Raw genomic sequence first — 25,024 nt, 5'->3', positions numbered from 1 at the left:
TTTCGCTGTCGGACGAGGCAGTCGTATCGCTCAGGACCTCGGGGATTCTGTTTCAAAGCATTGGCGCATCACGTCAAGGTAACGCCGCGCGCCCAGGCCCAACGGGCGCGACTTGACCCAGATGATGTCCACCCACAAGCGCAATCGGCTGGCCATGTTGTCGAAACGCACCTCCGCCAGCGCGCCCGAAGCAATCAACGGCTCTACCAAAGGCTGCGGCAGGTAGGCCCAACCGAGCCCCGATTGCACCAGGTCCAGCGTGGCCAGGTAGCTGTCGGTCAGCCAGATGCGCCGCGACAGCACCATGCGCGGGTCCGACCCGGTGGCCTTGCCCGACGCCACAATGATCTGCCTCTGTTCGGCGAAAGTTTCTTCCGGCAACGGCGTGCCGCTGTTCTGCCCGGCCGGATGGCGGGGGGAGGCGACGGCCACCAGCAACTGGCTGCCGGCCTCCAGGAATGACTCGCGCTCGTCGATGCCAGGCCGTTCGAAGACCAGTGCCAGTTGCACGCTGCCGTCATGCAGCAGGCGGATGGCTTCGGCCTGGGTGGCCGAGCGTACTTCGATTTCCAGGCTGGGAAATTCCTGGGCGAGGGTTTCCAGCGGCTGGCTCCAGCGGCCGGTCTGCAGCTCGGGGGCCATGGCGATAGTCAGGCGCTTTTCCAGCCCTTTGTGCAGTTGCAGGGCCTGGGCGTCGAGCAGGTTGAGCTGGCAGATCACCTGCCTGGCCTGGGGCTCCAGGGCCAGGGCGGCGCTGGTGGGCAAGGCTTTGCGCGTGGCCCGGTCGAACAGCACCAGGTCCAGCTCCGCCTCCAGCTGGGCGATGGCCATGCTCACGGCCGAAGGCACACGCCCCAGCTTGCGCGCGGCGGCAGAGAACGAGCCTGCCTCCAGCACCGCGAGGAAGATTGCCAGGGAGTCGCTGGTAAAGGCCATTGTCAGTAAACCTGATGACGGGGAGTGTTATGGAAGAAAATTATGGGGCTTTTGTTTGAGAATGCACCAGGGTGCCGAGCGGTTCGGCGGGGGATTGTCAGCGCCTGTGAGATCGAGCGCCGCCCGCGCGGCGCTTCGCAGCACAAGGCTGCTCCTACATCTGTTTCGGGCCAGTAACGCCTGTACCAGTGCACGCGACCGCCTTGTTTGCCCGACACGATATCGAGGTGGACACCAAGGGGCCGCGCGCCCTCGCCTCAGGATTTATTGGCCCGAAACAAATGTAGGAGCAGCCTTGTGCTGCGAAGCGCCGCGCGGGCGGCGCTCGATCTCACAGGCGCTGAAAAACCAAAGCCAAGCACCTACAGCCCTTCACCCAGCACCCGGTCAATGCTGTCGACAAAGTAGTCCACGCTCGCCCGGGTGGTGCACATCGGCGGCTTGATCTTGAGGATGTTCAGGTAATCACCGGTCGGCTGCATGAAGATGCCCAGGTCACGCAGGCGGTTGCACAGGGCCATGGTTTCCTCGGTGGCCGGCTCCAGTGTTGCGCGGTCGCGCACCAGTTCCAGCCCCAGGTAGAAGCCCGAACCATGCGCCGCGCCGGCCAGCGGGTGCTTGTCGACCAGTGCCTGCAGGCGCGCCTTGAAATAGCGCCCGGTATCGCGCGCGTTGTCCCACAGGCCTTCCTCCTGCATCACATCCAGCACCGCCATGCCGATGCGGCAGCTGACCGGGCTGCCACCGGCCGAGGAGAAGAAGTAGCCCTCGGCCTCCAGCGCTTCGGCGATCTCGCGGCGGGTGATGACTACGCCCAGTGGCTGGCCGTTGCCCATGCCCTTGGCCATGGTGATGATGTCGGGCACCACGCCCTGTTCCTCGAAGCCCCAGAAGTACTCGCCCAGGCGGCCATAGCCGACCTGTACCTCGTCGGCGATGCACACACCGCCCCGGGCGCGGACCTTGGCATAGGCCTCGCGCAGGTAACCGGCCGGCAACGAAATACCACCGGCATTGCCGTACACCGGTTCGCAGATGATGCCCGCCAACTGGCGGCCACGGGCGTCGAGGTCGGCCAGCTTGGCGTCGACGTCACGCAGGTAGTCGGTGGCGCTGTCGGCGCCACGGAAGCGGCCGCGGAAGGTGTTCGGCGCCTCGACCGGGTGCACCCAGTCCGGGCGGGTCTCCAGGGCCTGCGGGTTGTCGGCGATGGAAGTGGAAATAGCATCGGTGGCCACCGACCAGCCGTGGTAGGCCTCCAGCACGCTGAGCAGGTCGCGCCCGCCGCTGTAGGCCCAGGCCAGGCGAATCGCCAGGTCGTTGGCTTCGGTACCACTGTTGACCATGAACACCCGGTCGAAGCCTTCGGGTGCCAACTCCAGCAGGCGTTCGGAGAACTCGGTGATGGCTGCGTAGTGGAAGCGCGAGTTGGTGTTCAGCAGCGACCACTGCCGTGCCGACTCGGCGACCATGCGCGGGTGGCCGTGGCCCAGCACTGCGACGTTGTTGAGCATGTCGAGGTACGAGCGGCCCTGCATGTCGATCAGGTAGTTGCGCCAACCGCGTTCGATGTGAGGCGGTTGCGCGTAGTAATGCTTCTGCGAGCGGGCGAAGCTGGCGTCGCGGCGGGCCAGCAGGGCCTGCGGGTCGGGCAGCGGCTCGGCATTGCAGTCGAAGCCCAGCAACGCAGCTGGCGACGGGCACAGGGCCAGCCAGGCGGTTGCCTGGGATGGGGTGGCGAAGAACGGCGGCTGGCTGCCGCTATCCAGGCACAGTTGCACGCTGAGGAAGCCACAACTGCTGCCCAGCGACTGGCCTTTTTCCACGGCCTGGCCATCTGCAGGCGCGTCTTCCAGGCCTTGCAGCCACAACGCCCAGTGCGCGCTGCGCAGGCAGCCACGGCCGTCGCCATGGCGCTGCCAGGTGCCGGCATCTGGCGCTTGCACCAGGCTGCCGTTGGGTACATGCAGCTCGACGCCCAGGGCACAGGTGGCAGGTTCTTCGGGGCGATCGATATGGGTTTGCGACAGGCGATACTGCCCGTGCAGGCTGCAGGCCGGTGCTGGTTGCGTGGTCAGCAGGTGCTGGTCGAAGCCCGGTTGCTCCCAGTTGCCCGCCTCGCAATGCACGCTGAGCACGCCCAGGTCGACGCGCGTCACTGCCTGCCGATCCAGTTCAGGGAGCAGAAGGGCGCAGCCGCTCAGGTCCGGCGTGGCTGGCTGCAGGCCCGCAGCTTGCAGGATGGCCGCTTCCATCAACGCGAAAGGTACGGCGGTGGCAGTGTCGAAGATTTCCCATTCATGGGCGATGTTGTCGCGGGTGTACTGGTTGCCGGGGTCGACGGCGAGCTGTTGCTCGCTGCTCAGCACCAGCACGGCAGCGCGGTTGAGCACCAGTGGCCACAGCGCCCGCAGTTCGGCTTCGCTCAGAGGGTTGAGCGCCTGGTAGGAACGTACGGCCGGCAGGATGCGCAGCGGGTCGCCCTCGGCGTGGTGCAACAATGCAGCGCAGGTCACCGACAGGTCGGCGATGCGCCAGGTGCGCAACAGGTCGCCGAAATCGATCACCCCTTGCAGCTGCCACTGGCGCTCGCCATCGCGGGCCCAGACGGCATTGTCGTCGGTGATGTCCAGATGCACGGCCTGGCTTGGCAGCTGGTCGACCAGTGGCGCCAGGTGCTCGGCGGCCAGCTGGGTGGCCCGTTCGATGCGGGCGCGTTGCTCGGCGTTGCCCAGCACGGGCAGCAGGTGCTGGATCAGGGCCTGGGCATGTTGCGGGTCCCATTGCAGGGTGCGCGCCAGGCCCGGGTGGTCGAAAGTGGCCAGGGCTTTGTCCAGCCGCGCGCAGAGCCCGCCGAGTTCGGCCATCAGGCGTGGCTCCATGTGCTTGAGGCGGGTCAGTGGCTGGCCTTCGATGTAGTCGAGCAGGCGCATGCGCAGCGGTCGCCCGTCTATTTCCAACGCCAGCAGCATCTGGCCATCGCTGGCCGGGCGCACGGCCGGCACAGGCAAGCCCTGTTCGCGCAGGTAGGCCAGGGCCGCGTGCTGGGCCTCGAGCTCCACCTGGGCGTAGCTGCCGTGGCAGGCCTTGAGCACGAAACGGCCTTGTGGTGCGTCTACACGGAAGTTCAGGTCCTGTTGGCTGCCCAGTGCCGAGAGGTTGCCGGTAATGCCGTAGTGCGTTTGCAGCACGGCATGTGCCTGGGCTTCGCCTAGCGCAGGGCTGGGCAGGCCGGAGCGCTGGATCAGCGTGGTCAGGGCAGGGGAGGCGGGCTGGTGGTGTGGGCTGGACATGGGGCTCTACCGTTGCTGCTGGGGTTGACGGTGGAGAATTTATGCCCGATCTGGCTGATGATGGAAGATGATTGTTGTCAGAAAATTTGATGACGGCTTTCGAGCCGACCTGCCTGTACGCCTTTACATTAAATTATTCTCTGCCAATAATTATTGTTATTCAATAATTTCGGATAAAGCCATGATCGACATCTTCCCGCGCCGTGAACTGGCTGCCGACATGGCCAGGCAGCTGTTGAAACCGTCTGCCCTGGATATCGGCTTGAGATCAGGGCTATTTTTCTCCGGGCTGCGCAGGACTGGCAAAACCACCTTTTTAAAGAACGACTTGATCCCTGCCCTGGAGGAAATGGGTGCATTGGTGATCTATGTCGACCTCTGGAGTGATACCCAGACCAGCCCGGTCGTGCTGGTCCTCGCCGCAGTGCGTAAAGCCCTTGCTGATCTTCAGAAACCTACCTCGGCTTTCTTGCAGAAACTCAAGGCCCTGCGTGGCGCGGAGGTCGAAGTGGCTGGGCTGAAGTTTGGCTTCAACCTGGAAACCTTGGGCACAGAGGGCGGTGTCACACTTGCGGAAGCGCTGACCGAGGTTGTGGACCAGGCCAGGACTGACGTCGTGCTGGTCGTCGACGAGGTGCAGCAGGCAATCACAACCGAGGACGGCCAACAGATGATGCTGGCGCTCAAGGCTGCGCGCGATGCCATCAATCCGCGCCCGAACACGCCAGGGCACTTCCTGTTCATCGGTACCGGCTCTCACCGGGCGATGGTCAACGAGTTGACCGCGCGGCGTAACCAGGCTTTTGCCGGTGCCACAAACGTGCCGTATCCGGTGCTGGACAGGGACTATGTCGAATTCTGGCTCAAGCGGCTCGCAAAAGATGGCCTGGGCAACTTGCCGTCGCTGGATGTCGCGGCCCAGGCATTCAAAACGCTGGGCAGCAGGCCCGAGGAGTTCATTCGTGCACTTCGGCAGTTGGTGCACTCACCTGCGTCCGGGATGGGGCCGGATGAGGTGCTGCCGGTAATCGCATCAACGCTGCGTTCGGCGGCTGCTGACCTGGAACTGATGAAAGTAGAAGAGCTGGGCGTCCTGGCTGAGGCGATTTTTGCCCGGATCGCATCGGTCGAAGGCGATGCGCGTGGGGTGTTCTCCAACGAAGCGGCGGCCGAATATTCGAAGTATGTGGGGCGTGAAGTGCGTGTCGAAGAGATACAGCCGGTTGCCAACGAACTGCTGGCCGCTAACCTGATCATGCGTCGGGGGCATGGGCTGTATGGGGTGACCGACCCCTTTGTACAGGAGATCTGGCGCGAGCGGCAGGAGTTGTTGGGCCGGCTCTGAGCTGCATCAGCCTAGGCCAGCTAGCGCCGGTCTCCCTGGGTATGCAATCTCCCGTGGGGACGGCCTTGTGTCGCGAAACGGCCGCAGGGCGGCCCCCGGATTTCTGCATGAAAGCATAAACCGCCGGGGCTGCTTTCAGCCCTTTGGCGACACGAGACCGCCCCCATATGCGCGTATGGCCTGTGATGCCAATCAGCGCATCATGCCCAGCTCGGCGTCATCCATGAGGGCCTTGGCCATCGCACTCAGGTAGTGGGCAGCCCAGATCATCATCGGTTTCTCGTCCATCAGGCCGGTGATGGTCAGTTCGCGTACATAGCCCATCAGCTCTGAGGATTGCTCGCGGGCACCGCGGCAGGGGATGCCGGGCTCGATGCGGAACAGTGGGTGGGTGCCGTGTTCGCCTTGGTAGAACGTGGTTTTACCGACAGTGAATTGCGTGTCTTCTGTGGTCATTTTTGAATCCCTTGAAAATTCTCGACTGCCCGGACGGGCCCTTTCGCGGGTGAACCCGCTCCCACAGGTACTGCATCTACCTCAAGGCCTGTGGAGATCCTGTGGGAGCGGGTTTACCCGCGAAGAGGCCGGCCCAGACAACGCAACACTAAAGCCTCAGTGCAAAGTCCGAGGCTCAGCGGGCATTTGCACCTGAACCAGTGCCGACTCAAGCAAAGTCCGAAGCGCCTCCAGCTCATGCATCGAGGTCATCATCAGGATCGAAGCCGGCGATTTGGGCTGCAGTAGCAAGGCCTGATGCACCACGGTGGCCGCGCATAGCGCGTAGTCGGTGGCCTGGATCAGGGTGTCTTCGAGGGAATGGGTATCGTGGGGTGGATCGGGGACCATCTTCAACATCGCATAGTACCTTTGGTGGGGCTTCCACCTGGCTGCTGTCAAACAGTTGGGTGGCAGCTGTACATGGGTTGACAGACCGGCGGACTATGCAAGTTCCGGCGCACGCGAACGTGCCCCATGTACAGCCGCCAAAACAGGCGAGCCGTGTGCATATACCGTTACGGCCTGTCAAAGCCGTGTCGTTGATGAGCAACGACGTGCTGAGACTAGAGTGCTGCCAGAACAGCCGCAACGGAAAACACGCGGCAGGAGTATGTTTGGGAAATGGCCTACAAGGAAGCGGATAAGTCTGTTTTTTACCTCGCCGAAAGCGGGCCGCTTTGCGGCCCATCGCCGGCAAGCCAGCTCCCACAGGGATAGCGCATGGCTTGAAGCCGGCGCGGTCAAAAGCTAACTAGCCGCATCCACTTTCAAGAACGCCGCCTCCAGCAACTGCCGGGTATACGGATGCTGCGGCGCATGGAAGATCGCCTGTGCATCCCCTTGCTCCACCACATGCCCATGCTTGATCACCATCAACTGGTGGCTCAATGCCTTGACCACCGCCAGGTCATGGCTGATGAACAGGTAGGTCAGGTTGTATTTCTGCTGCAGATTGCGCAGCAACTCCACCACCTGCCGCTGCACCGTGCGGTCCAGCGCCGACGTAGGTTCATCCAGCAGGATCAGCGCCGGCTTCAATACCAACGCCCGGGCAATGGCAATGCGCTGGCGCTGCCCACCGGAAAACTCGTGCGGATAGCGATGCCGTGTGCGTGGGTCCAGCCCCACTTCCTCCAGGGCCGCAATAATCGCTGCTTCCTGTTCCTGCGCCGTGCCGATGCGGTGGATGCGCAACCCTTCGCCGACAATGTCCTCTACGCACATGCGCGGGCTCAGGCTGCCGAACGGGTCCTGGAACACCACCTGCATTTCCCGGCGCAACGGGCGCACGGCCTTCTGGTTCAGCCCTTCCAGATCCTGCCCATGAAAGCGAATGCCGCCCTGGCTGGAGATCAGCCGCAAGATCGCCAAACCCAAAGTCGACTTGCCCGACCCTGACTCGCCGACAATCCCCAGCGTCTGCCCTTGCGGCAAGCTGAAGTTGATCCCGTCCACCGCCTTCACATGGTCGACCGTGCGCCGTAGCAGGCCCTTCTTGATCGGGAACCACACCTTGAGGTCATCCACCTCCAGCAATGGCGCGCCCACCGGGTTGTGCGCCGGCAGCCCGCTGGGTTCGGCATTGATCAGCATCTGCGTGTAGTGGTGCTGCGGTGCGCTGAACAGCTTGGCGCATTCGGCCTGCTCGACAATCTGCCCGTGCTGCATCACGCACACACGGTGGGCGATGCGCCGCACCAGGTTCAGGTCATGGCTGATCAGCAGCAGGGCCATGCCCAGACGCGCCTGCAGTTCCTTGAGCAGTTCGAGAATCTTCAACTGCACAGTCACGTCCAGCGCCGTGGTCGGCTCATCCGCAATCAGCAGTTCCGGCTCGTTGGCCAGGGCCATGGCGATCATCACCCGCTGGCGCTGCCCGCCCGACAGCTCATGGGGCAAGGCCTTCAGACGCTTGCGTGGCTCGGGAATGCCGACCATCTCCAGCAGCTCCAGGGTGCGCGCCGTGGCCTCCTTGCCGGTCAGGCCCTTGTGCAGCAGGAGGATTTCGTTGATCTGCTTCTCGATGCAGTGCAGCGGGTTAAGCGAGGTCATCGGCTCCTGGAAGATCATTGCAATGCGGTTGCCGCGAATGCGCTGCATGGTCTTCTCGTTCTGCTGCAGCAGGTCCTTGCCCTCGTAGAGGATGCTGCCGCTGGGGTGGCGGGCCAGGGGGTAGGGCAGCAGGCGCAGGAGCGAATGCGCGGTGACCGATTTGCCCGAGCCACTCTCGCCCACCAGTGCCAGCGTCTCACCCTTGCGGATGTCGAAGCTGATGCCGTTCACAACGCGGTGGGCCTGTTCCCCGGTGACGAACTCCACCGCCAGGTCGCGCACTTCGATCAGGTTCTGTTCACTCATGTCACTTCCTCGGGTCGAAGGCATCGCGGGCGGATTCGCCGATGAACACCAGCAGGCTCAGCATCAGCGCCAGCACGGCGAAGGCGCTGATGCCCAGCCATGGGGCCTGCAGGTTGGACTTGCCCTGGGCCACCAGCTCGCCCAGCGACGGTGCGCCCGGCGGCAGGCCGAAACCAAGGAAGTCCAGGGCGGTGAGGGTGCCGATGGCGCCGGTGAGAATGAATGGCATGAAGGTCATGGTCGAGATCATGGCGTTGGGCAGGATATGCCGGTACATGATCGCGCCATTGCGCATGCCCAGGGCTCGGGCGGCACGTACGTATTCCAGGTTGCGCCCGCGCAGGAACTCGGCGCGTACCACATCCACCAGGCTCATCCAAGAGAACAGCAGCATGATGCCCAGCAACCACCAGAAGTTGGGCTGCACGAAGCTGGCGAGGATGATCAGCAGGTACAGCACCGGCAGGCCCGACCAGACTTCCAGGAAGCGTTGCCCGGCCAGGTCGACCCAGCCGCCATAGAAGCCCTGCAAGGCGCCGGCGATCACGCCGACGATGGAACTGAGCAGGGTCAGCGTCAGGGCGAACAGCACGGAAATGCGGAAACCGTAGATCACCCGTGCCAGCACGTCGCGGCCCTGGTCGTCGGTGCCCAGCCAGTTGTCCGCCGACGGTGGGGCCGGGGCGGGTACCCGCAGGTCATAGTTGATGCTCTGGTAGCTGAACGGGATCGGTGCCCACAGCACGAAGCTGTCTTTCTTCTCCAGCAGCTCGCGGATGTACGGGCTCTTGTAGTTGGCTTCCAGCGGGAATTCGCCGCCGAAGGTGGTTTCCGGGTAGCGCTTGAATGCCGGGAAGTACCATTCGCCGTCGTAGCGCACGGCAATCGGCTTGTCGTTGGCGATCAGTTCGGCGCCCAGGCTCAGGCCGAACAGGATCAGGAACAGCCACAACGACCACCAGCCACGGCGGTTGGCCTTGAAGCGCTCGAAGCGCCGGCGGTTGAGGGGGGACAAGGCCATGTCAGTGCTCCCGGCTGGCGAAGTCGATGCGTGGATCGACCAGGGTGTAGGTCAGGTCGCCGATCAGTTTCACCACCAGCCCCAGCAGGGTGAAGATGAACAGGGTGCCGAAGACCACCGGGTAGTCACGGTTTATGGCCGCCTCGAAACTCATCAGGCCAAGGCCGTCGAGGCTGAAGATCACCTCGATCAGCAAGGAACCGGTGAAGAAGATGCCGATGAACGCCGAAGGGAAACCGGCAATCACCAGCAGCATGGCGTTGCGGAACACATGGCCGTACAGCACCCGTGGCCGGCTCAGGCCCTTGGCCTTGGCGGTGACCACGTATTGCTTGTTGATCTCGTCTAGGAAGCTGTTCTTGGTCAGCAATGTCATGGTGGCGAAGTTGCCGATGACCAGCGCGGTGATCGGCAGCACCAGGTGCCAGAAGTAGTCCAGCACCTTGCCGGTGGTGCTCAGTTCGTCGAAGTTGTTGGAGGTGAGGCCGCGCAGCGGGAACCAGTCGAAGTAGCTGCCGCCGGCGAACAGCACGATCAGCAGGATGGCGAACAGGAACGCCGGGATGGCGTAGCCGACGATGATCGCCGAACTGGTCCACACGTCGAAATGGCTGCCGTGGCGCACGGCCTTGGCGATGCCCAGCGGGATCGACACCAGGTACATGATCAGCGTGCTCCACAGCCCCAGCGAAATCGACACCGGCATCTTCTCGATGATCAGGTCGATAACCTTGGCATCGCGGAAGAAGCTGTCGCCGAAGTCCAGCCGGGCGTAGTTCTTGATCATGATCCACAGGCGCTCGGGCGGCGACTTGTCGAAGCCGTACATGCGTTCGATCTCGGCGATCAGTGCCGGGTCCAAGCCCTGGGCGCCACGGTAGTTGGAGCCGGCCACGGACACTTCGGCACCGCCACCGGCAATGCGGCTGGTGGCGCCTTCGAAACCTTCGAGCTTGGCGATCATCTGCTCGACCGGGCCGCCGGGGGCGGCCTGGACGATGATGAAGTTGATGATCAGGATGCCGAACAGGGTCGGGATGATCAGCAGCAGGCGGCGCAGGATGTAGGCCAGCATGTTATTCGGCCTCGTCCGCAGTGGTTTCGCTGACGGCCGGGGTTACGCCGGGCTTGATCCACCAGGTGTCGATGCCGATGTCGTACTTGGGCGAGACGTCCGGGTGGCCGATGTGGTTCCAGTAGGCCACGCGCCAGGTCTTGATGTGCCAGTTGGGGATCACGTAGTAGCCCCACAGCAGCACGCGGTCGAGGGCCCGGCAGTGGTCGATCAGGCTCTGCCGCGAATCGGCATTGATCAGCTGTTCCACCAATTGGTCGATGGCCGGGTCGCGCAGGCCGATGAAGTTGCGGCTGCCGGGGTTGTCGGCGGCGGCACTGGACCAGAACTCGCGCTGCTCGTTACCCGGCGAGTTGGACTGCGGGTAGCCACCGACGATCATGTCGTAGTCGCGCGAGCGCAGGCGGGTGATGTACTGGGACACGTCGACCCGGCGGATGTTCAGGTCGATGCCAAGGTCGGCGAGGTTGCGCTTGAACGGCAGCAGGATGCGTTCGAACTCGGTCTGTGCCAGCAGGAATTCGATGCTTACCGGCTTGCCCTGGGCGTCGACCATCTTGTCGTCGACGATCTTCCAGCCGGCTTCCTGCAGCAGCTTGTAGGCCTGGCGCTGCTGTTCGCGGATCATGCCGCTGCCGTCGCTGACCGGGTTGCGGAAGGCTTCGCTGAATACCTGCTCGGGGACCTTGCCACGTAGCGGTTCGAGGATTTTCAGTTCGCTGGGGCTGGGCAGGCCGCGGGCGGCCATTTCCGAGTTTTCGAAGTAGCTGCCGGTGCGGGTGTAGGCACCGTTGAACAGCTGCTTGTTGGTCCACTCGTAGTCCAGCAGCAGGCTCAGCGCCTGGCGCACGCGCACGTCCTGGAACACCGGGCGGCGGATGTTGAAGATGAAGCCCTGCATGCCCGTGGGGTTGCCGTTGGGCAACTCTTCCTTGATCAGGCGGCCATCGCGCACGGCGGGTACGTTGTAGGCGGTGGCCCAGTTCTTCGCGCTGACTTCCAGCGCATAGTCGAACGCCCCGGCCTTGAGTGCTTCCAGGGCGACGGTGGTGTCGCGGTAGGAGTCGAAGGTCATGACGTCGAAGTTGTAGAAGCCGCGGTTGATCGGCAGGTCCTTGGCCCAGTAGTCCTTGACCCGCTCGTAGCGCACCGAGCGCCCGGCCTTGACCTCGGCAACCTTGTAAGGGCCGCTGCCCAGCGGGATTTCCAGGTTGCCGCGGTTGAACTCGCGGCTTTCGTACCAGTGCTTGGGCAGTACCGGCAGCTGGCCGAGAATCAGCGGCAGCTCGCGGTTGTTCTTGTGCTTGAAGGTGAACAGCACCGTCAGCGGGTCTTCGGCGACCACTTCAGCGACGTCGGCATAGTACTGGCGGTACAGCGGCGCGCCGTCCTTGATCAGGGCATTGAAGGTGAACACCACGTCGTCGGCGCGCATCGGGTGGCCGTCGTGGAAGCGTGCCTCGGGGCGCAGGTTGAAGCGCACCCAGCTGTTGTCCGGGGCTTTTTCGATCTTGCCGGCCACCAGGCCGTACTCGGTGAACGGCTCGTCCTGGCTCTGGCGCATCAGGGTGTCGTAGATGCTGCCGATGTTCTCGGCCGGCACACCCTTGTTGATGAACGGGTTGAGGCTGTCGAAGCCGCCGAAGCTGGACTGGCGGAAGGTGCCACCCTTGGGTGCGTCAGGGTTGACGTAGGCAAAGTGCTTGAAGTCGGCGGGGTATTTTGGGGGCTCGTCGTACAGGGTGAGCGCGTGTTGCGGTGCGGCCAGGGCGGGAAGGCTCAGGCAGGCAAGCAACAGGCTGCCGGCCAACCGGCGCAGTCGGTGCGTTGGCGTCATTGGGCTTTCTCCGAAGTCTTGATCCACCAGCTGTTCAGCCCAAGGGTGTAGGGCGGCGTGGTGACGAAGGCGAACCGGTTGCGGTAGGCCAGGCGATGATTGTCGAGGTACCAGTTGGGGATCATGTAGTACTGCCATGAGAGCACGCGGTCCAGGGCGCGGGCGGCGGCAACCTGATCATCGCGGGTGCGGGCGGCCAGCAGGGTGTCGAGCAGATGGTCGACCACCGGGTCCTTGACCCCAGCATAGTTCTTGCTGCCCTTGGTGGTTGCCTGGCTGGAGTGGAAGTACAGCCACTGTTCGAGGCCCGGGCTCAGGGTCTGGTTCAGGGTCATCAGAATCATGTCGAAATCGAACTGGTCCAGGCGTTGTTTGTACTGGGCGCGGTCCACAGTACGCAAGCGCGCATCGATGCCGATGCTGGCCAGGTTTTCGACATAAGGTTGCAGGATGCGTTCAAGGTTGGGGTTTACCAGCAGCAGTTCCATGCGCAGCTGCTGGCCCTTGCTGTCGACCAGACGTTGGCCGTTCAGCTTCCAGCCGGCCTCGGCGAGCAGGCCGAGGGCCTGGCGCAGGGTCTGGCGGTTGATGCCACGGCCATCGGTATGGCTGACCTTGTAGGGTTCGCTGAACAGGCTGGCCGGCAACTGGTCACGAAACGGTGCCAGCAACAGCCATTCCTTGCCGGTGGGCAGGCCGGTGGCGGCGAATTCGCTGTTGGGGTAGTAGCTGGTCGAGCGGCGGTAGGCGCCGCTGAACAGCGCGCGGTTGGTCCACTCGAAGTCGAGCATCAGCCCCAGTGCCTGGCGTACCCGTGGGTCGCTGAAGGTGGCCCGGCGGCTGTTCATGAACAGGCCCTGGGTTTGCGTGGGGATGCGGTGCGGGATCTGCGCCTTGATCACCTCGCCCCGGCGCACGGCCGGGAAGTTGTAGCCGTTGGCCCAGTTCTTCGCCTGGTGCTCGATATAGATGTCGAACTCGCCGGCCTTGAATGCTTCGAAGGCGACCGTGGCGTCGCGGTAGAACTCGTATTCCACGCGGTTGAAGTTGTACTTGCCACGGTTCACCGCCAGGTCCTTGCCCCAGTAGTTCTTTACCCGTTCGAACACCAACCGGCGCCCAGGCTGGACCTGGGTGATGCGGTAAGGGCCGCTGCCCAGTGGAGGCTCGAAGGTGGTGGCCTTGAAGTCACGCTTTTGCCAGTAGTGCTTGGGCAGCACCGGCATTTCGCCCAGGCGCAGGATCAGCAGCGGGTTGCCGGCGCGCTTGAATACGAAGCGGATGCGCAGCGGGCCAAGGATGTCCACCCGCTGCACTTCCTGCAGGTTGGTGCGGTAGATCGGGTGGCCATCCTTGAGCAGCGTGCGGTAGGAGAAGGCCACGTCTGCCGAGGTGATCGGCTTGCCGTCATGCCAGCGGGCCTCCGGGCGCAGGTTGAACACCACCCAGCTGCGGTCCTCGCTGTACTCCACCGAGCGGGCGATCAGGCCGTAGCTGGAGGTCGGTTCGTCGCCGGACGGGTCGTACTGGCCGGTGCCGACCATCAGCGGCTCGTTCAGCTCGCTGATGCCGTACTGCTGGAAATTGGGCGTGGTAATCGGGCTCGACCCCTTGAAGGTGTAGGGGTTGAGGGTGTCGAAGGTTCCGAAAGCCATCGCCCGCAAGGTGCCGCCCTTGGGCGCTTGCGGGTTGACCCAGTCGAAATGGGTGAATGTGGCTGGGTACTTGAGCGTGCCGAACTGCGCGTATCCGTGGCTTTCGCTCACCATCGCGGCTGCGGGAAAGCTCAAGGCCAGGCTGAGAGACAGCAGGAGGGGACGTATCAAGTCGGCATCCGATCCAGAGGCGTTGGGCTTTGATCGGGGTACAGTAACAGCTTGGTGGGGTTGGAAAAAGAGAGGTTTTGAAGGTGGGGCAAGTGGTTCAGCCAGTTGCCGGTCGCTGCGGGTGACGCGGTACCTGTGGGAGCGGCCTTGCGTCGCGAAAGGGCTGCATGGCAGCCCCGGCAGTTTACGCGGCGAAGCTGAAATCCTGGGGCCGCTTCGCGCCCCTTTCGCGACACAAGGCCGCTCCCACAGGGCCGCGCAAAGACCCCGGGCTTCGTATCAATGCGAGAGGTAGACGGTCAGGGTCTGGCCTGGCTTCAGGGCATGGCCGCTGCGCGGGTTCCAGCGCTTGAGGTGTTTCATTTCCACGTTGAAGCGCTTGGCCACCAGGTACAGCGAATCGCCTTTGCGTACCTTGTACTGCGTGGAGCGCTGCCCGGAGGCGGCTACCCGATTGCCAGCAGCGCTCGGCGCGCTGCCACCGCGCAGGGCCAGGACCTGGCCAGCGCGCACGTTGTTGCCGGAGAGGCGGTTCCAGCGCTTGATGTCCTTGACCGAAACGCGGTTGGCCTTGGCGATGGCGCCCAGGTTGTCGCCGCGCTTGACCCGGTAGCTGCGCGCCGCCACTGGGGCCTTGGCTTCGGCCACGGCGCGGGCGAACACGGCCTTGTTCGGCTGCAGGCTGACCAGCTGCTCGGGCTTGAGGTTGGACAGGCTGTCGCTCAGCAGCTGCGCCTTGGCGGTGGGTACCAGTAGCTGCTGCGGGCCGTCCACGGTCATGCGCTTCTTGAATGCCGGGTTGAGCTGGATCAGCTCGTCCTCGTCGATGTTGGCGAAGGCCGCTACCCGCGACAGGTCCAGGCGGTCGTTGATGGCCACCGCCTCGAAGTAGGGTTCGTTGGCGATCGGGTTCAGGTTCACGCCATAGGCTTGCGGCGTGAGTACCACCTGCGACAGGGCCAGCAGCTTGGGCACGTAGTCGCGGGTTTCCTGCGGCAGCGGCAGGTTCCAGTAGTCGGTGGGCAGGCCGAGCCGTTCGTTGCGCTCGATGGCGCGGCTGACCGTGCCTTCGCCGGCGTTGTAGGCAGCCAGGGCCAGTAACCAGTCGCCGTTGAACATGTCGTGCAGGCGGCTGAGGTAGTCCAGTGCGGCGTTGGTCGAGGCGGTCACGTCGCGACGGCCATCGTAGAAGTTGGTCTGGCGCAGGTTGAAGTGACGACCGGTGGACGGAATGAACTGCCACATGCCCGCGGCATGGGCGCGCGAGTAGGCCATCGGGTTGTAGGCGCTTTCAATGGCTGGCAGCAGGGCCAGCTCCAGCGGCATGTCGCGTTCTTCGAGGCGCTCGACGATGTAGTGCAGGTAGAGGCTGCCACGCTCGCCGGCGCTTTCGATGAAGCTTGGATTGCTGGCGAACCACAGGCGCTGCTGCTCGATACGCGGGTTGACGTCGATGTTGTCCTGCAGGGCGAAGCCCTGGCGCATGCGTTCCCACACGTCCTGCGGTGCCTGTTCGGCCGGCTTTACCAGCAGCGGTGAAGGCTTGTGCTTGATCCGCGCCTGGTAGTTGTGCGCGCGAACGCTATCGGATTCGTCGAGCTGACGGGTGCTCTGGCAGCCCACCAAAGTGGCGGCCAGGGCCAGCGCACTGATTTGTGCCAGGCGCGTCAGGGCGACGGAATGAGAGGTTCTGCGGCTACGTGAAGACATCGGCTGACACAGGTTTCCGGGCGAAAAATTTCGGCGATTCTAGAAACCGCTCCGGGCCTGGTCAACCTTTGACCATCGCTTGCGATATATCTTGAGGTTATCAGAAGGTGTCCTTCCAAGACCTCAAGGCAGCAAAAACAGCGACATGCGAGGGGTTTGAATGTCCCTTCCATTCGTCTGCTTTTTGTTTAACTAATGTTTCAGAGGTGCGCAGGAAGGGGTTGGTCAGGCGCTCCAGACCGATCGTTGATGGCAATGTGATGCGATTTTCGGCACGCAAACGGGTAACGTCCTCGAACCGCTGCTGAACGTGCGGGTTATCGGGTTCCACCGCCTTGGCGAAACGCAGGTTGCTCAGGGTGTATTCGTGGGCGCAGTACACCTCGGTCTGCTCTGGCAGGGCTGCCAGGCGGGCGAGGGCTGGCTGCATCTGTTCGGGAGTGCCTTCGAACATGCGCCCGCAACCGGCGGCGAACAGCGTGTCGCCACTGAACAGCACCGGCGTTGCCGGCTGGTCGCTGAACAAGGCGATGTGCCCCAGGGTATGGCCGGGCACGGCCAGCACCTGGAAGGTCACGCCCAGCACGGTCACCTGGTCACCTTCATCCAGCGCCAGGTCACGGCAGGGAATGCGCTCGTGGGCCGGTCCGCAGACCCGGGCGCCGGTAAGTTGCTTGAGCCGTTCCACGCCGCCGACGTGATCGTTGTGGTGGTGGGTGACCAGGATGTCACTCAGTACCCAGCCGGGGTTGGCCGACAGCCAGCGTTCCACTGGGCCGGCGTCACCCGGATCGACCACCGCGCAGCGGCGTTTGGCAGTATCCTGTAACAACCAGATGTAGTTGTCGGAGAAAGCGGGGAGAGCATCGATCTGTATCATGGTGCGGATCCGATTCGCCTAGCGTGGCACATGAAGGCATCTTATCCGCGATGGCGCGGTGCGAGAACCTTCGAGGGAGAGCGCAATGACCGACCAAGCCTTTGCCCAGGCCGACCCGGACTGGGTCAAGCTGATCAGCCTGGCCCGTGAGTGGTTCAACGGCCCACTCGGCCAACTGATGCTCAGGGAGGAGGAAAAACTGCTGGAAGAAGAGCTCGGGCGCTTCTTCGGGGGTTACCTTGTGCACTACGGGCCCTGCGCCGAGCCACCGCCCAGCGCGCCCCAGGTGCAGCGCAACGTACGCCTCGGTGCGCCGCTGCCGGGGGTGGAGATTGTCTGCGAGGAGCAGGCCTGGCCGCTGAGCGAGCACGCCGCCGACGTGGTGGTGCTGCAGCATGGCCTGGATTTCTGCCTTTCGCCCCACGGCCTGCTGCGTGAGGCGGCCAGCGCCGTGCGCCCTGGCGGGCACCTGCTGATCGTCGGGATCAACCCCTGGAGCAGCTGGGGCATGCGCCATTTCTTCAGCCACGGCGCCTTGCGCAAGGCCCGTTGCATCTCGCCGTCACGGGTGGGCGACTGGCTCAACCTGCTGGGCTTCGCGCTGGAGAAACGCCGCTTCGGGTGCTATCGTCCGCCGCTTGCCTCACCGGCCTGGCAGCAACGCCTGGCGGGCTGGGAACGGGTGGCTGGCGGCTGGCAGAGTTCCGGTGGCGGTGTGTACCTGCTGGTAGCACGCAAGATGGTGGTGGGCCTGCGGCCGTTGCGCCAGGAACGTCGCGAGCCGATGGGCAAGCTGCTGCCGCTGCCCCTGGCCAAGGTCAACCGCACGGCGGCCAACCCGGATACTGAAAAGCACTGAACATGAGTGGTACATGAGCGAAAGCGTCGAGATGTTTACCGATGGTGCCTGCAAGGGCAACCCTGGCCCTGGGGGTTGGGGCGTCCTTATGATCTACAAGGGCGTCGAGAAGGAACTGTGGGGCGGCGAACGCGAAACCACCAACAACCGCATGGAACTGATGGCCGCGATCCAGGGCTTGATGGCGCTGAAGCGCGAATGCGAAGTGGTGCTGACCACCGACTCGCAGTACGTGATGAAGGGCATCAACGAATGGATGACCAACTGGAAGAAGCGCGGCTGGAAAACCGCGGCCAAGGAGCCGGTGAAAAATGCCGACCTGTGGCAGCAGCTGGATGAGCAGGTCAACCGCCACAAGGTGACCTGGAAGTGGGTGCGCGGGCATATCGGCCACCCCGGCAACGAACGCGCCGACCAGCTGGCCAACCGTGGGGTCGATGAGGTGCGCGCCAAGCGCTGAGCTGGGGTACAATCCGGCCTTTGTAACTGATGCAAGTTGGAGCGCCCCGCGTGGAGCAGCAGCAAGATAAACGGTTCGTCATTCTCGATACCGAAACCACGGGTATGCCGGTCAGCGAAGGCCACCGGATCATCGAGATCGGCTGTGTCGAGGTCATCGGCCGGCGCCTGACCGGGCGGCACTTCCACGTCTACCTGCAGCCGGACCGCGAGAGTGACGAGGGCGCCATCAACGTCCACGGCATCACCGATGCCTTCCTGGTCGGCAAGCCACGCTTTGGCGATGTCGCAGAGGAGTTCTTCGAGTTCATCCAGGGCGCCACGCTGGTCATCCACAACGCGGCGTTCGACGTTGGCTTCATCAACAACGAATTTGCCTTGCTGGGCCAGCAGGACCGCGCGGACATTTCGCAGCACTGCACCATCCTCGACACCCTGCTGCTGGCGCGCGCGCGCCACCCGGGGCAGCGCAACAGCCTGGATGCGCTGTGCAAACGCTACGATATCGACAACTCGGGCCGTGAGCTGCACGGCGCATTGCTCGACTCGGAATTGCTGGCTGACGTCTACCTGGCAATGACCGGTGGCCAGACCAGCCTGTCGCTGGCCGCGCATGGGGCAGAAGCCGGGGATGAAGGGACGGGTGCTGGTGGCAGCGAGATTCGCCGTATTACCGGGCGTGTGCCCGGGCGGGTGATCATGGCCAGTGCCGAGGAGCTGGAGGCGCATGCCGAGCGCCTGGCGGCCATTGCCAAGTCGGCGGGTGGGCCATCCATGTGGCAGGCTCTGACCGAGACACCTGCTGGCTGATCTTTCGCCTGCTCCGGCCCTTTCGCGGGTGAACCCGCTCCCACAGGTTCATCACAAGTTCCGAAGCCGGTGATGTACCTGTAGGAGCAGCCTTGTGCTGCGAAGAGGCCATTTCTGCTGAAGAAGATCTGTTGCCTTACCGGCCTCTTCGCAGCACAAGGCTGCTCCTACAGATCCTGCGCATGTCTTGAAGGCGATACCGGTCCTGACCACACAGGTTCTACTACCCTGAAATGGACGCCATGTCCTTCGGAGGTAGCCACCTGATGTACAAGGACCTCAAGTTCCCCATCCTCATCGTGCACCGCGCCATCAAGGTTGACAGCGTCGCTGGCGAGCGTGTGCGGGGCATCGCCGAGGAACTGCGCCAGGACGGCTTTGCCATCCTCGCCGCCGCCGACCATGCCGAGGCCTGCCTGGTCGCTGCCACCCACCATGGCCTGGCCTGCATGCTGATTGCCGCCGAGGGCGTCGGCGAGAATACCCACCTGCTGCAGAACATGGCCGAGCTGATCCGCCTGGCCCGCCTGCGCGCCCCCAGCCTGCCGATTTTCGCCCTGGGCGAACAGGTAACCCTGGAAAACGCCCCCGCCGAAGCCATGAGCGAGCTCAACCAGCTGCGGGGCATCCTCTACCTGTTCGAAGACACCGTGCCGTTTCTTGCGCGCCAGGTGGCGCGTGCCGCACATATCTACCTGGACGGCCTGCTGCCGCCGTTCTTCAAGGCCCTGGTGCAGCACACCGCGCAGTCCAATTATTCCTGGCACACCCCGGGCCACGGCGGCGGCGTGGCCTATCGCAAAAGCCCAGTGGGCCAGGCCTTTCACCAGTTCTTCGGGGAAAACACCCTACGCTCGGACCTGTCCGTTTCCGTGCCCGAGCTGGGCTCGCTGCTCGATCACACCGGCCCCTTGGCCGAAGCCGAAGCCAGGGCTGCGCGCAACTTTGGCGCCGACCACACCTTTTTCGTCATCAACGGCACCTCCACGGCCAACAAGATCGTCTGGCACGCCATGGTCGGCCGCGACGACCTGGTGCTGGTGGACCGCAACTGCCACAAGTCGGTGGTGCATGCGATCATCATGACCGGTGCCATTCCCCTCTATTTGTGCCCGGAGCGCAACGAACTCGGGATCATCGGCCCGATCCCGCTCAGCGAGTTCAGCCCCGAGGCGATCCAGGCGAAGATCCAGGCCAACCCTCTTGCTCGCGATCGCGGGCAGCGCATCAAGCTGGCGGTGGTGACCAACTCCACCTACGACGGCCTGTGCTACCACGCCGGGCTGATCAAGCAGACCCTGGGCGCCAGTGTCGAGGTGCTGCACTTCGACGAGGCCTGGTTCGCCTATGCGGCATTCCACGAGTTCTTTACCGGGCGCTATGCCATGGGCACGGCCTGCGCGGCAGACAGCCCGCTGGTGATCAGCACCCATTCCACCCACAAGCTGCTGGCCGCGTTCAGCCAGGCCTCGATGATTCATGTGCAGGACGGGGCCAGGCGCCAGCTGGACCGTGACCGCTTCAACGAAGCGTTCATGATGCACATCTCGACCTCGCCGCAGTACAGCATCCTTGCTTCGCTGGACGTGGCCTCGACCATGATGGAAGGGCCGGCCGGGCGTTCGCTGCTGCAAGAAATGTTCGACGAGGCGCTGAGCTTTCGCCGTGCCCTGGCCAACCTGCGCGAGCACATCGCCGCCGACGACTGGTGGTTCAGCATCTGGCAGCCGCCGAGCGCCGAAGGCATCCACCGCCTGGCGGCGCAGGACTGGCTGCTGCAGCCGGGGGCGGAGTGGCACGGCTTTGGCGAAGTGGCGGACGACTATGTGCTGCTCGACCCGCTGAAGGTGACCCTGGTGATGCCGGGCCTGAGCGCGGGCGGTGCACTGGGCGAGCATGGCATCCCGGCGGCAGTGGTCAGCAAGTTTCTCTGGGAGCGGGGGCTGGTGGTGGAGAAAACCGGCCTGTACAGCTTCCTGGTGCTGTTCTCCATGGGCATCACCAAGGGCAAGTGGAGCACCTTGCTCACCGAGTTGCTGGAGTTCAAGCGCCACTATGACGGCAATACCGCCCTGAGCAACTGCCTGCCGAGCGTGGTGGCTGCCGATGCCTCGCGCTATCAGGGCATGGGCCTGCGCGACCTGTGCGACCAGTTGCATGGCTGCTACCGCGCCAATGCCACGGCCAAGCAACTGAAACGGTTGTTCACGCGCTTGCCGGATGTAGCCGTGAGCCCGGCCCGGGCCTATGACCAGATGGTGCGCGGTGAGGTGGAGGCGGTGCCGATCGAGGCGCTGCTGGGGCGGGTGGCAGCGGTGATGCTGGTGCCGTACCCGCCTGGTATTCCATTGATCATGCCGGGGGAGCGGTTTACCGAGGCGACCCGCTCGATAGTCGATTACCTGGCCTTCGCCCGGGCGTTCAACCAGGGCTTCCCAGGTTTCGTCGCCGACGTGCACGGCCTGCAGAATGAAAGCGGCCGCTACACGGTGGACTGCATCAAGGAATGCGAATGATCTCGACGCCGCTGCGTGCCAGTTCGAAGCGGTTTTCACCCAGATGGTTGACCTTGTCGCCGATGGCCAGGCGATAGGTGGTTATGGGCGCGCCCAGCGTGCTGCCGTCGGTTTGCAGGGTCGACTCCTGGAACTCGTGCACGGGGTAGATGCGGCCTTCGGCGTCACGGGCGTGGAATTGGCCGACCATTACTGCTGCCATTTGGGTGGAAACCTCTGAATTACGTGGGAAATGTCTGCAGGCATAGACCGTGGAACAGCGTCGGAAGTTTTCGCCCCGCGGAAAAAAAACCAAAGCGCCGAGGAACGGTCATCTATAACTACAACGTCCCTTTACTCAGCAAAGGTTGGAATTGCCATGAGCCAGGTGTATTCGGTAGCGGTTGTCGTCGGTAGCTTGCGCAAGGACTCCTACAACCGCAAGATCGCCCGCGCACTCTCGGAGCTGGCGCCGTCCAGCCTTGCCCTGAAGATCGTCGAGATTGGCGATTTGCCGCTGTACAACGAGGATGTCGAGGCCGAAGCAGCGCCGGAAGCGTGGAAGCGTTTTCGCGACGAGATCCGCCGCAGTGATGCGGTGCTGTTCGTCACCCCGGAGTACAACCGCTCGGTACCTGGCGGCCTGAAGAATGCCATCGACGTGGGCTCGCGGCCCTATGGGCAAAGCGCCTGGAGTGGCAAGCCGGCGGCGGTGGTCAGTGTGTCGCCTGGGGGCATTGGTGGCTTTGGCGCCAACCATGCCGTGCGCCAGTCGCTGGTGTTTCTGGACATGCCATGCATGCAGATGCCCGAGGCCTACATCGGTGGTGCGGCTAGCCTGTTCGAGGATTCGGGCAAGCTCAATGACAAGACCCGGCCGTTCTTGCAGGCGTTTATCGACAAGTTCGCTTCCTGGGTGAAGTTGAACAGGGCGGTTTGATTCGCGATCGTTGAATGGACGGTCTCTTTGTAGGAGCAGCCTTGTGCTGCGAAGAGGCCGGTACAAATCACACATCAATAGGATCTGTACCGGCCTCTTCGCAGCACAAGGCTGCTCCTACAGAAGCGGAGCGCGGCATGTTCTAGCGGAAGCTGTAGGAAACCCCGGCATACACACCAAAGCCTTCGCCTGGCGTCGAACGGGCCTCATCCTTTCCAGCATCGTTGTAGCCAGGTGTCACCGTCGCCGCATAACGCTTGTTGGTCAGGTTGCGCAGGTCCAGCCAGGTCTGCCAGTCCTGCTTCGGTGAATCCCAGCCCAGGCGTGCGCCGAGCAAGGCATATTCATCGGCGTGGTAGCTGTTGGCGTAGTCAACCTGCACCTTCGACGCCATCTGCGTATTCACCCCGGCATAGAAGCCGCTCGGCCAGTCATAGCGCAACTCGGCCTGGTAGTAGTGCATGGGGATGCCCGGCAGGCGGTTGTCGCCGAACTTGTCGTCATCGCGGTAGTGGAAGTCACTGAGGGTGTAGGCCTGGCGCAAGCTCAGCCTGCCAGTACCGGCGCGTTCCCACAGGGTACTGTCGAGGCCGGCTTCCACGCCCTGGTGCACGGTGGCGCTGGCGTTGAATTCCTTGGCCGGAGCGCCTTGCACGATCTCCACCGCCAGCAATTCATGGCGAACCTGCGAGTAGTACCACGCCAGGTCCCAATGCCCCAATGCCGATTCGCCGCGTGCACCCAATTCCAGTGTGGTGGCCGTCTGGTTTTGCATCTCGATCGGTTGGTTGGCTGTAGGCGCACTCCAGATCAGGGCCCAGGGATGGGGCGGCTCTACCGAGCGGCTCAGGTTGCCGTACACCTGCAAGTCCGGGCTGATGTCATAGCGCAGCCCCAGGCGTGGTGCATAGTCCCAGTCATGCTGGCTCACTTTGCCGCCCCCGGCAGGGTGGTAAGTGACATCACTTTCACGGCGGGTATAGATCATCGCCAGGCCAGTGGTCAGCCACAGGTTCGGTACCAGCTCCAGGTCATTGCCCACATGCAGCACGGTGTCCGAACCCTGGTAGCTGAAGTCACGGGTGCGCTCACCGAACACGTCGCCATTGCGGGTGAACTGTGAAGCACCGCTGTTGGGCAGGTGCTTGGTGGTGCGCCAGCCGACGGTGGTCTTGCTCTCGTGGCCGAACAGGGTGTCGCGGCGGAAGTAGTTCAAGGTGCCGCTCACATCGGTATAGGCCACCTTCAGGCGCATCGGGCCTTCGCGCAGGTCCATCGGGTAGTCGTGGTAGACCAGGCCGGCCTCCAGGCGCGCATCGTCATCGAGGTAGAAGGTGGTCTTGTTGCCTACCCAAGTGCTGCCCGGTTGCGGGCGGCTGTCGTCGCGGGCCAGGTAGGCCGGGTTGGCCGCGCGTGGGTGATGCTTGATCTGCTCCTTGGTCAGGCGCCCGGCCAACTCGTTCTCGGTTTTCCGGTAGCGCAGGTAGAAGCGGGTTTCCAGGTTCGGGTTGAAGCGGTAGCCGACATTGGCCGCCACACCCTTGGCACTGCCGCTGCTGTGCGCCTGGTAGCCGTCATATTCCGAATCGGTCAGGGCCACGTAGTAGTCGAGGTTGCCCAGCACCTGCCCCGAGCTGATGTGCCGATGCTGGTAGCCGCGGCTGCCGACTTCGTAGCGCACCTGCAGCGGCGCGGCGTCGTAGCCGGTGTGGGTGACGTAGTTGATCGCACCGCCAAGGGCGAGGGAACCCTGGTCGAAGCCGTTGGCGCCGCGCAGCACTTCGGCACGGCTCAGCCACAGCGGCTCGAACAGCTCGTAGGGCGTACCGCCCGGGCCGGTCAGGGGCAGGCCGTCGAACATCGTGTAGACCCCGGAGCCGTGGGCCCCCGGTGCGCGGTTGATGCCCGAACCGCGGATCGACAGTTTGATGCCATCGTTGCCCGCCGATTGCGCGAACACCCCGGGCTGGTAGGCCAGTACATCTTGGTTGCTGGCAACCCGGCCTTGCCCTACACGCTGCATGTCCACCAGGTTGCTTGCGCCCGGCACTTCGTGCAGGCGTTCGCTGGCTGCGGTCAGGTCGTTCTGCTCCTCATCGGTGATCAGCACCTGGCCCAACTCGACCGAAGGTGCCGCCAGGGCGGGCTGGGAGGCAGCGAAAGCAGCCAGCAGGCCGAGGCAGGATGGTGGGGGCAAAACGCAACGCATTGTACGACTCCAGGCGAAAGGCGAATGGACAACGGCGTTGAGACGAGCGAAATGCCGCTTGGAGCACGAGGAAAGTCGACAAATATCGCGCAACCTTCGTCAGACGGTTTTGTACGAAAGTTCTTTACAAGCCGCAGCGATGGAGCAGTGCGACCTGCGCTTCGTAAGGTGATTGCAGACCGGCAGCGATGCCTCGCTCAATCACCCGTGGAGTTCAAACATGACTGACAACGCACGACACTCGCAGCAACCCCTGGCGGACGCCCCGGTTCGCCTGACGCCACGTGAACGGCAAGTGCTGTTGTGGTGTGCCTACGGCAAGAGCTCGTGGGAGATTGGCCAGATCCTGGAATGCAAGGAATCGACGGTGAACTTCCATGTGTCGAACATCCTGCGCAAATTCGATGTGCCCACGCGGGTGGCTGCAGTGATCAAGGCCATTCGTTACGGCATGCTGGCCGAGCAGTGAGGGG

20 protein-coding genes are annotated in these 25,024 nt (G+C 63.5%); 7 read left to right on the top strand and 13 right to left on the bottom strand.

What is annotated here, in order from left to right:
* Window positions 1–30 precede the first annotated feature (30 nt).
* Both E5221_RS18865 and E5221_RS18860 read right to left on the bottom strand, forming a co-directional pair.
* Window positions 31–936 carry a LysR family transcriptional regulator gene (locus tag E5221_RS18865; RefSeq protein ID WP_013973410.1) on the bottom strand — a complete coding sequence of 302 codons (906 nt, stop codon included), beginning with the start codon at window positions 934–936 and terminating at the stop codon, window positions 31–33.
* 362 nt (window positions 937–1,298) lie between these two features.
* A complete protein-coding gene (locus E5221_RS18860; RefSeq protein ID WP_247846232.1) occupies window positions 1,299–4,229 on the bottom strand; it encodes an aminotransferase in 2,931 nt (976 codons plus the stop codon).
* Window positions 4,230–4,410: 181 nt separating this feature from the next.
* Here E5221_RS18860 and E5221_RS18855 point away from each other — a divergent pair, with 181 nt between their 5' ends.
* On the top strand, window positions 4,411–5,574 hold the full coding sequence (locus E5221_RS18855) for an ATP-binding protein (RefSeq protein WP_061551097.1): 1,164 nt from the start codon (window positions 4,411–4,413) through the stop codon (window positions 5,572–5,574).
* Between the two features lie 192 nt (window positions 5,575–5,766).
* On the opposite strand, the gene E5221_RS18850 is transcribed toward E5221_RS18855, so the two are convergent.
* The 9 genes from E5221_RS18850 to gloB form a co-directional block, all read right to left on the bottom strand.
* A complete protein-coding gene (locus E5221_RS18850; RefSeq protein ID WP_061551098.1) occupies window positions 5,767–6,030 on the bottom strand; it encodes a DUF3077 domain-containing protein in 264 nt (87 codons plus the stop codon).
* A gap of 156 nt (window positions 6,031–6,186) precedes the next feature.
* On the bottom strand, window positions 6,187–6,429 hold the full coding sequence (locus E5221_RS18845) for a hypothetical protein (protein WP_013973406.1): 243 nt from the start codon (window positions 6,427–6,429) through the stop codon (window positions 6,187–6,189).
* 390 nt (window positions 6,430–6,819) lie between these two features.
* Complete coding sequence (locus E5221_RS18840; RefSeq protein WP_247846231.1) at window positions 6,820–8,430, bottom strand: ABC transporter ATP-binding protein; 1,611 nt, start codon at window positions 8,428–8,430, stop codon at window positions 6,820–6,822.
* A 1-nt stretch (window position 8,431) separates the two neighbouring features.
* Window positions 8,432–9,451 carry an ABC transporter permease gene (locus tag E5221_RS18835; protein WP_013973404.1) on the bottom strand — a complete coding sequence of 340 codons (1,020 nt, stop codon included), beginning with the start codon at window positions 9,449–9,451 and terminating at the stop codon, window positions 8,432–8,434.
* 1 nt (window position 9,452) lies between these two features.
* Complete coding sequence (locus E5221_RS18830; protein ID WP_009686399.1) at window positions 9,453–10,526, bottom strand: microcin C ABC transporter permease YejB; 1,074 nt, start codon at window positions 10,524–10,526, stop codon at window positions 9,453–9,455.
* A gap of 1 nt (window position 10,527) precedes the next feature.
* The gene (locus E5221_RS18825; protein ID WP_247846230.1) at window positions 10,528–12,363 is read right to left on the bottom strand and encodes an extracellular solute-binding protein; all 1,836 of its coding nucleotides are present in this window, start codon (window positions 12,361–12,363) and stop codon (window positions 10,528–10,530) included.
* Entirely contained in the window at window positions 12,360–14,189 is a 1,830-nt protein-coding gene (locus E5221_RS18820; protein ID WP_024087409.1) for an extracellular solute-binding protein, read from the bottom strand. Before E5221_RS18820 ends, E5221_RS18825 begins: the two co-directional genes overlap by 4 nt.
* Before the next feature lie 279 nt (window positions 14,190–14,468).
* On the bottom strand, window positions 14,469–15,899 hold the full coding sequence (locus E5221_RS18815; protein ID WP_013973401.1) for a lytic transglycosylase domain-containing protein: 1,431 nt from the start codon (window positions 15,897–15,899) through the stop codon (window positions 14,469–14,471).
* Between the two features lie 100 nt (window positions 15,900–15,999).
* Window positions 16,000–16,779, bottom strand: coding sequence for a hydroxyacylglutathione hydrolase (gene gloB / locus E5221_RS18810; protein WP_061551101.1), 780 nt, complete (start codon window positions 16,777–16,779; stop codon window positions 16,000–16,002).
* 85 nt (window positions 16,780–16,864) lie between these two features.
* On the opposite strand from gloB, the gene E5221_RS18805 reads away from it, so the two are divergent.
* The 4 genes from E5221_RS18805 to E5221_RS18790 all read left to right on the top strand — a co-directional run bounded on the left by E5221_RS18805 (window position 16,865) and on the right by E5221_RS18790 (window position 21,423).
* On the top strand, window positions 16,865–17,638 hold the full coding sequence (locus tag E5221_RS18805; protein WP_013973399.1) for a methyltransferase domain-containing protein: 774 nt from the start codon (window positions 16,865–16,867) through the stop codon (window positions 17,636–17,638).
* Window positions 17,639–17,651: 13 nt separating this feature from the next.
* The gene (gene rnhA, locus E5221_RS18800; RefSeq protein ID WP_003261021.1) at window positions 17,652–18,098 is read left to right on the top strand and encodes a ribonuclease HI; all 447 of its coding nucleotides are present in this window, start codon (window positions 17,652–17,654) and stop codon (window positions 18,096–18,098) included.
* A 50-nt stretch (window positions 18,099–18,148) separates the two neighbouring features.
* Window positions 18,149–18,907, top strand: a complete 759-nt coding sequence (gene dnaQ, locus E5221_RS18795; RefSeq protein ID WP_039613097.1) for a DNA polymerase III subunit epsilon — start codon at window positions 18,149–18,151, stop codon at window positions 18,905–18,907.
* Between the two features lie 266 nt (window positions 18,908–19,173).
* On the top strand, window positions 19,174–21,423 hold the full coding sequence (locus E5221_RS18790; protein WP_247847753.1) for an Orn/Lys/Arg decarboxylase N-terminal domain-containing protein: 2,250 nt from the start codon (window positions 19,174–19,176) through the stop codon (window positions 21,421–21,423).
* On the opposite strand, the gene E5221_RS18785 is transcribed toward E5221_RS18790, so the two are convergent.
* Window positions 21,407–21,625 carry a hypothetical protein gene (locus E5221_RS18785; protein WP_003261019.1) on the bottom strand — a complete coding sequence of 73 codons (219 nt, stop codon included), beginning with the start codon at window positions 21,623–21,625 and terminating at the stop codon, window positions 21,407–21,409. The two genes, E5221_RS18790 and E5221_RS18785, sit on opposite strands and share 17 nt — an antisense overlap.
* A 156-nt stretch (window positions 21,626–21,781) precedes the next feature.
* On the opposite strand from E5221_RS18785, the gene chrR reads away from it, so the two are divergent.
* Window positions 21,782–22,342, top strand: coding sequence for a class I chromate reductase ChrR (gene chrR / locus E5221_RS18780; protein ID WP_061551102.1), 561 nt, complete (start codon window positions 21,782–21,784; stop codon window positions 22,340–22,342).
* A gap of 142 nt (window positions 22,343–22,484) precedes the next feature.
* Here the strand turns inward: chrR and E5221_RS18775 are convergent, their stop codons facing one another.
* A complete protein-coding gene (locus tag E5221_RS18775; protein WP_247846229.1) occupies window positions 22,485–24,551 on the bottom strand; it encodes a TonB-dependent receptor in 2,067 nt (688 codons plus the stop codon).
* A gap of 220 nt (window positions 24,552–24,771) precedes the next feature.
* Between E5221_RS18775 and E5221_RS18770 the strand changes: the two genes are divergently transcribed.
* Window positions 24,772–25,020, top strand: a complete 249-nt coding sequence (locus tag E5221_RS18770) for a helix-turn-helix domain-containing protein (RefSeq protein ID WP_003261017.1) — start codon at window positions 24,772–24,774, stop codon at window positions 25,018–25,020.
* The last annotated feature ends 4 nt before the right edge of the window (window positions 25,021–25,024 follow it).

Source organism: Pseudomonas sp. A2 (genome assembly GCF_023100865.1).
GTDB classification, from domain to species: Bacteria; Pseudomonadota; Gammaproteobacteria; order Pseudomonadales; family Pseudomonadaceae; genus Aquipseudomonas; species Aquipseudomonas asiatica.
This window is presented reverse-complemented; position numbering and strand designations above follow the sequence as displayed.

Excerpts from the sequence above, each read along its gene's own strand:
- E5221_RS18865 (WP_013973410.1), bottom strand. The coding sequence starts at position 936 with ATGGCCTTTACCAGCGACTCCCTGGCAATCTTCCTCGCGGTGCTGGAG.
- E5221_RS18860 (WP_247846232.1), bottom strand. The coding sequence starts at position 4,229 with ATGTCCAGCCCACACCACCAGCCCGCCTCCCCTGCCCTGACCACGCTG.
- E5221_RS18855 (WP_061551097.1), top strand. The coding sequence starts at position 4,411 with ATGATCGACATCTTCCCGCGCCGTGAACTGGCTGCCGACATGGCCAGG.
- E5221_RS18850 (WP_061551098.1), bottom strand. The coding sequence starts at position 6,030 with ATGACCACAGAAGACACGCAATTCACTGTCGGTAAAACCACGTTCTAC.
- E5221_RS18845 (WP_013973406.1), bottom strand. The coding sequence starts at position 6,429 with ATGTTGAAGATGGTCCCCGATCCACCCCACGATACCCATTCCCTCGAA.
- E5221_RS18840 (WP_247846231.1), bottom strand. The coding sequence starts at position 8,430 with ATGAGTGAACAGAACCTGATCGAAGTGCGCGACCTGGCGGTGGAGTTC.
- E5221_RS18835 (WP_013973404.1), bottom strand. The coding sequence starts at position 9,451 with ATGGCCTTGTCCCCCCTCAACCGCCGGCGCTTCGAGCGCTTCAAGGCC.
- E5221_RS18830 (WP_009686399.1), bottom strand. The coding sequence starts at position 10,526 with ATGCTGGCCTACATCCTGCGCCGCCTGCTGCTGATCATCCCGACCCTG.
- E5221_RS18825 (WP_247846230.1), bottom strand. The coding sequence starts at position 12,363 with ATGACGCCAACGCACCGACTGCGCCGGTTGGCCGGCAGCCTGTTGCTT.
- E5221_RS18815 (WP_013973401.1), bottom strand. The coding sequence starts at position 15,899 with ATGTCTTCACGTAGCCGCAGAACCTCTCATTCCGTCGCCCTGACGCGC.
- gloB (WP_061551101.1), bottom strand. The coding sequence starts at position 16,779 with ATGATACAGATCGATGCTCTCCCCGCTTTCTCCGACAACTACATCTGG.
- E5221_RS18805 (WP_013973399.1), top strand. The coding sequence starts at position 16,865 with ATGACCGACCAAGCCTTTGCCCAGGCCGACCCGGACTGGGTCAAGCTG.
- rnhA (WP_003261021.1), top strand. The coding sequence starts at position 17,652 with ATGAGCGAAAGCGTCGAGATGTTTACCGATGGTGCCTGCAAGGGCAAC.
- E5221_RS18790 (WP_247847753.1), top strand. The coding sequence starts at position 19,174 with ATGTACAAGGACCTCAAGTTCCCCATCCTCATCGTGCACCGCGCCATC.
- E5221_RS18785 (WP_003261019.1), bottom strand. The coding sequence starts at position 21,625 with ATGGCAGCAGTAATGGTCGGCCAATTCCACGCCCGTGACGCCGAAGGC.
- chrR (WP_061551102.1), top strand. The coding sequence starts at position 21,782 with ATGAGCCAGGTGTATTCGGTAGCGGTTGTCGTCGGTAGCTTGCGCAAG.
- E5221_RS18775 (WP_247846229.1), bottom strand. The coding sequence starts at position 24,551 with ATGCGTTGCGTTTTGCCCCCACCATCCTGCCTCGGCCTGCTGGCTGCT.
- E5221_RS18770 (WP_003261017.1), top strand. The coding sequence starts at position 24,772 with ATGACTGACAACGCACGACACTCGCAGCAACCCCTGGCGGACGCCCCG.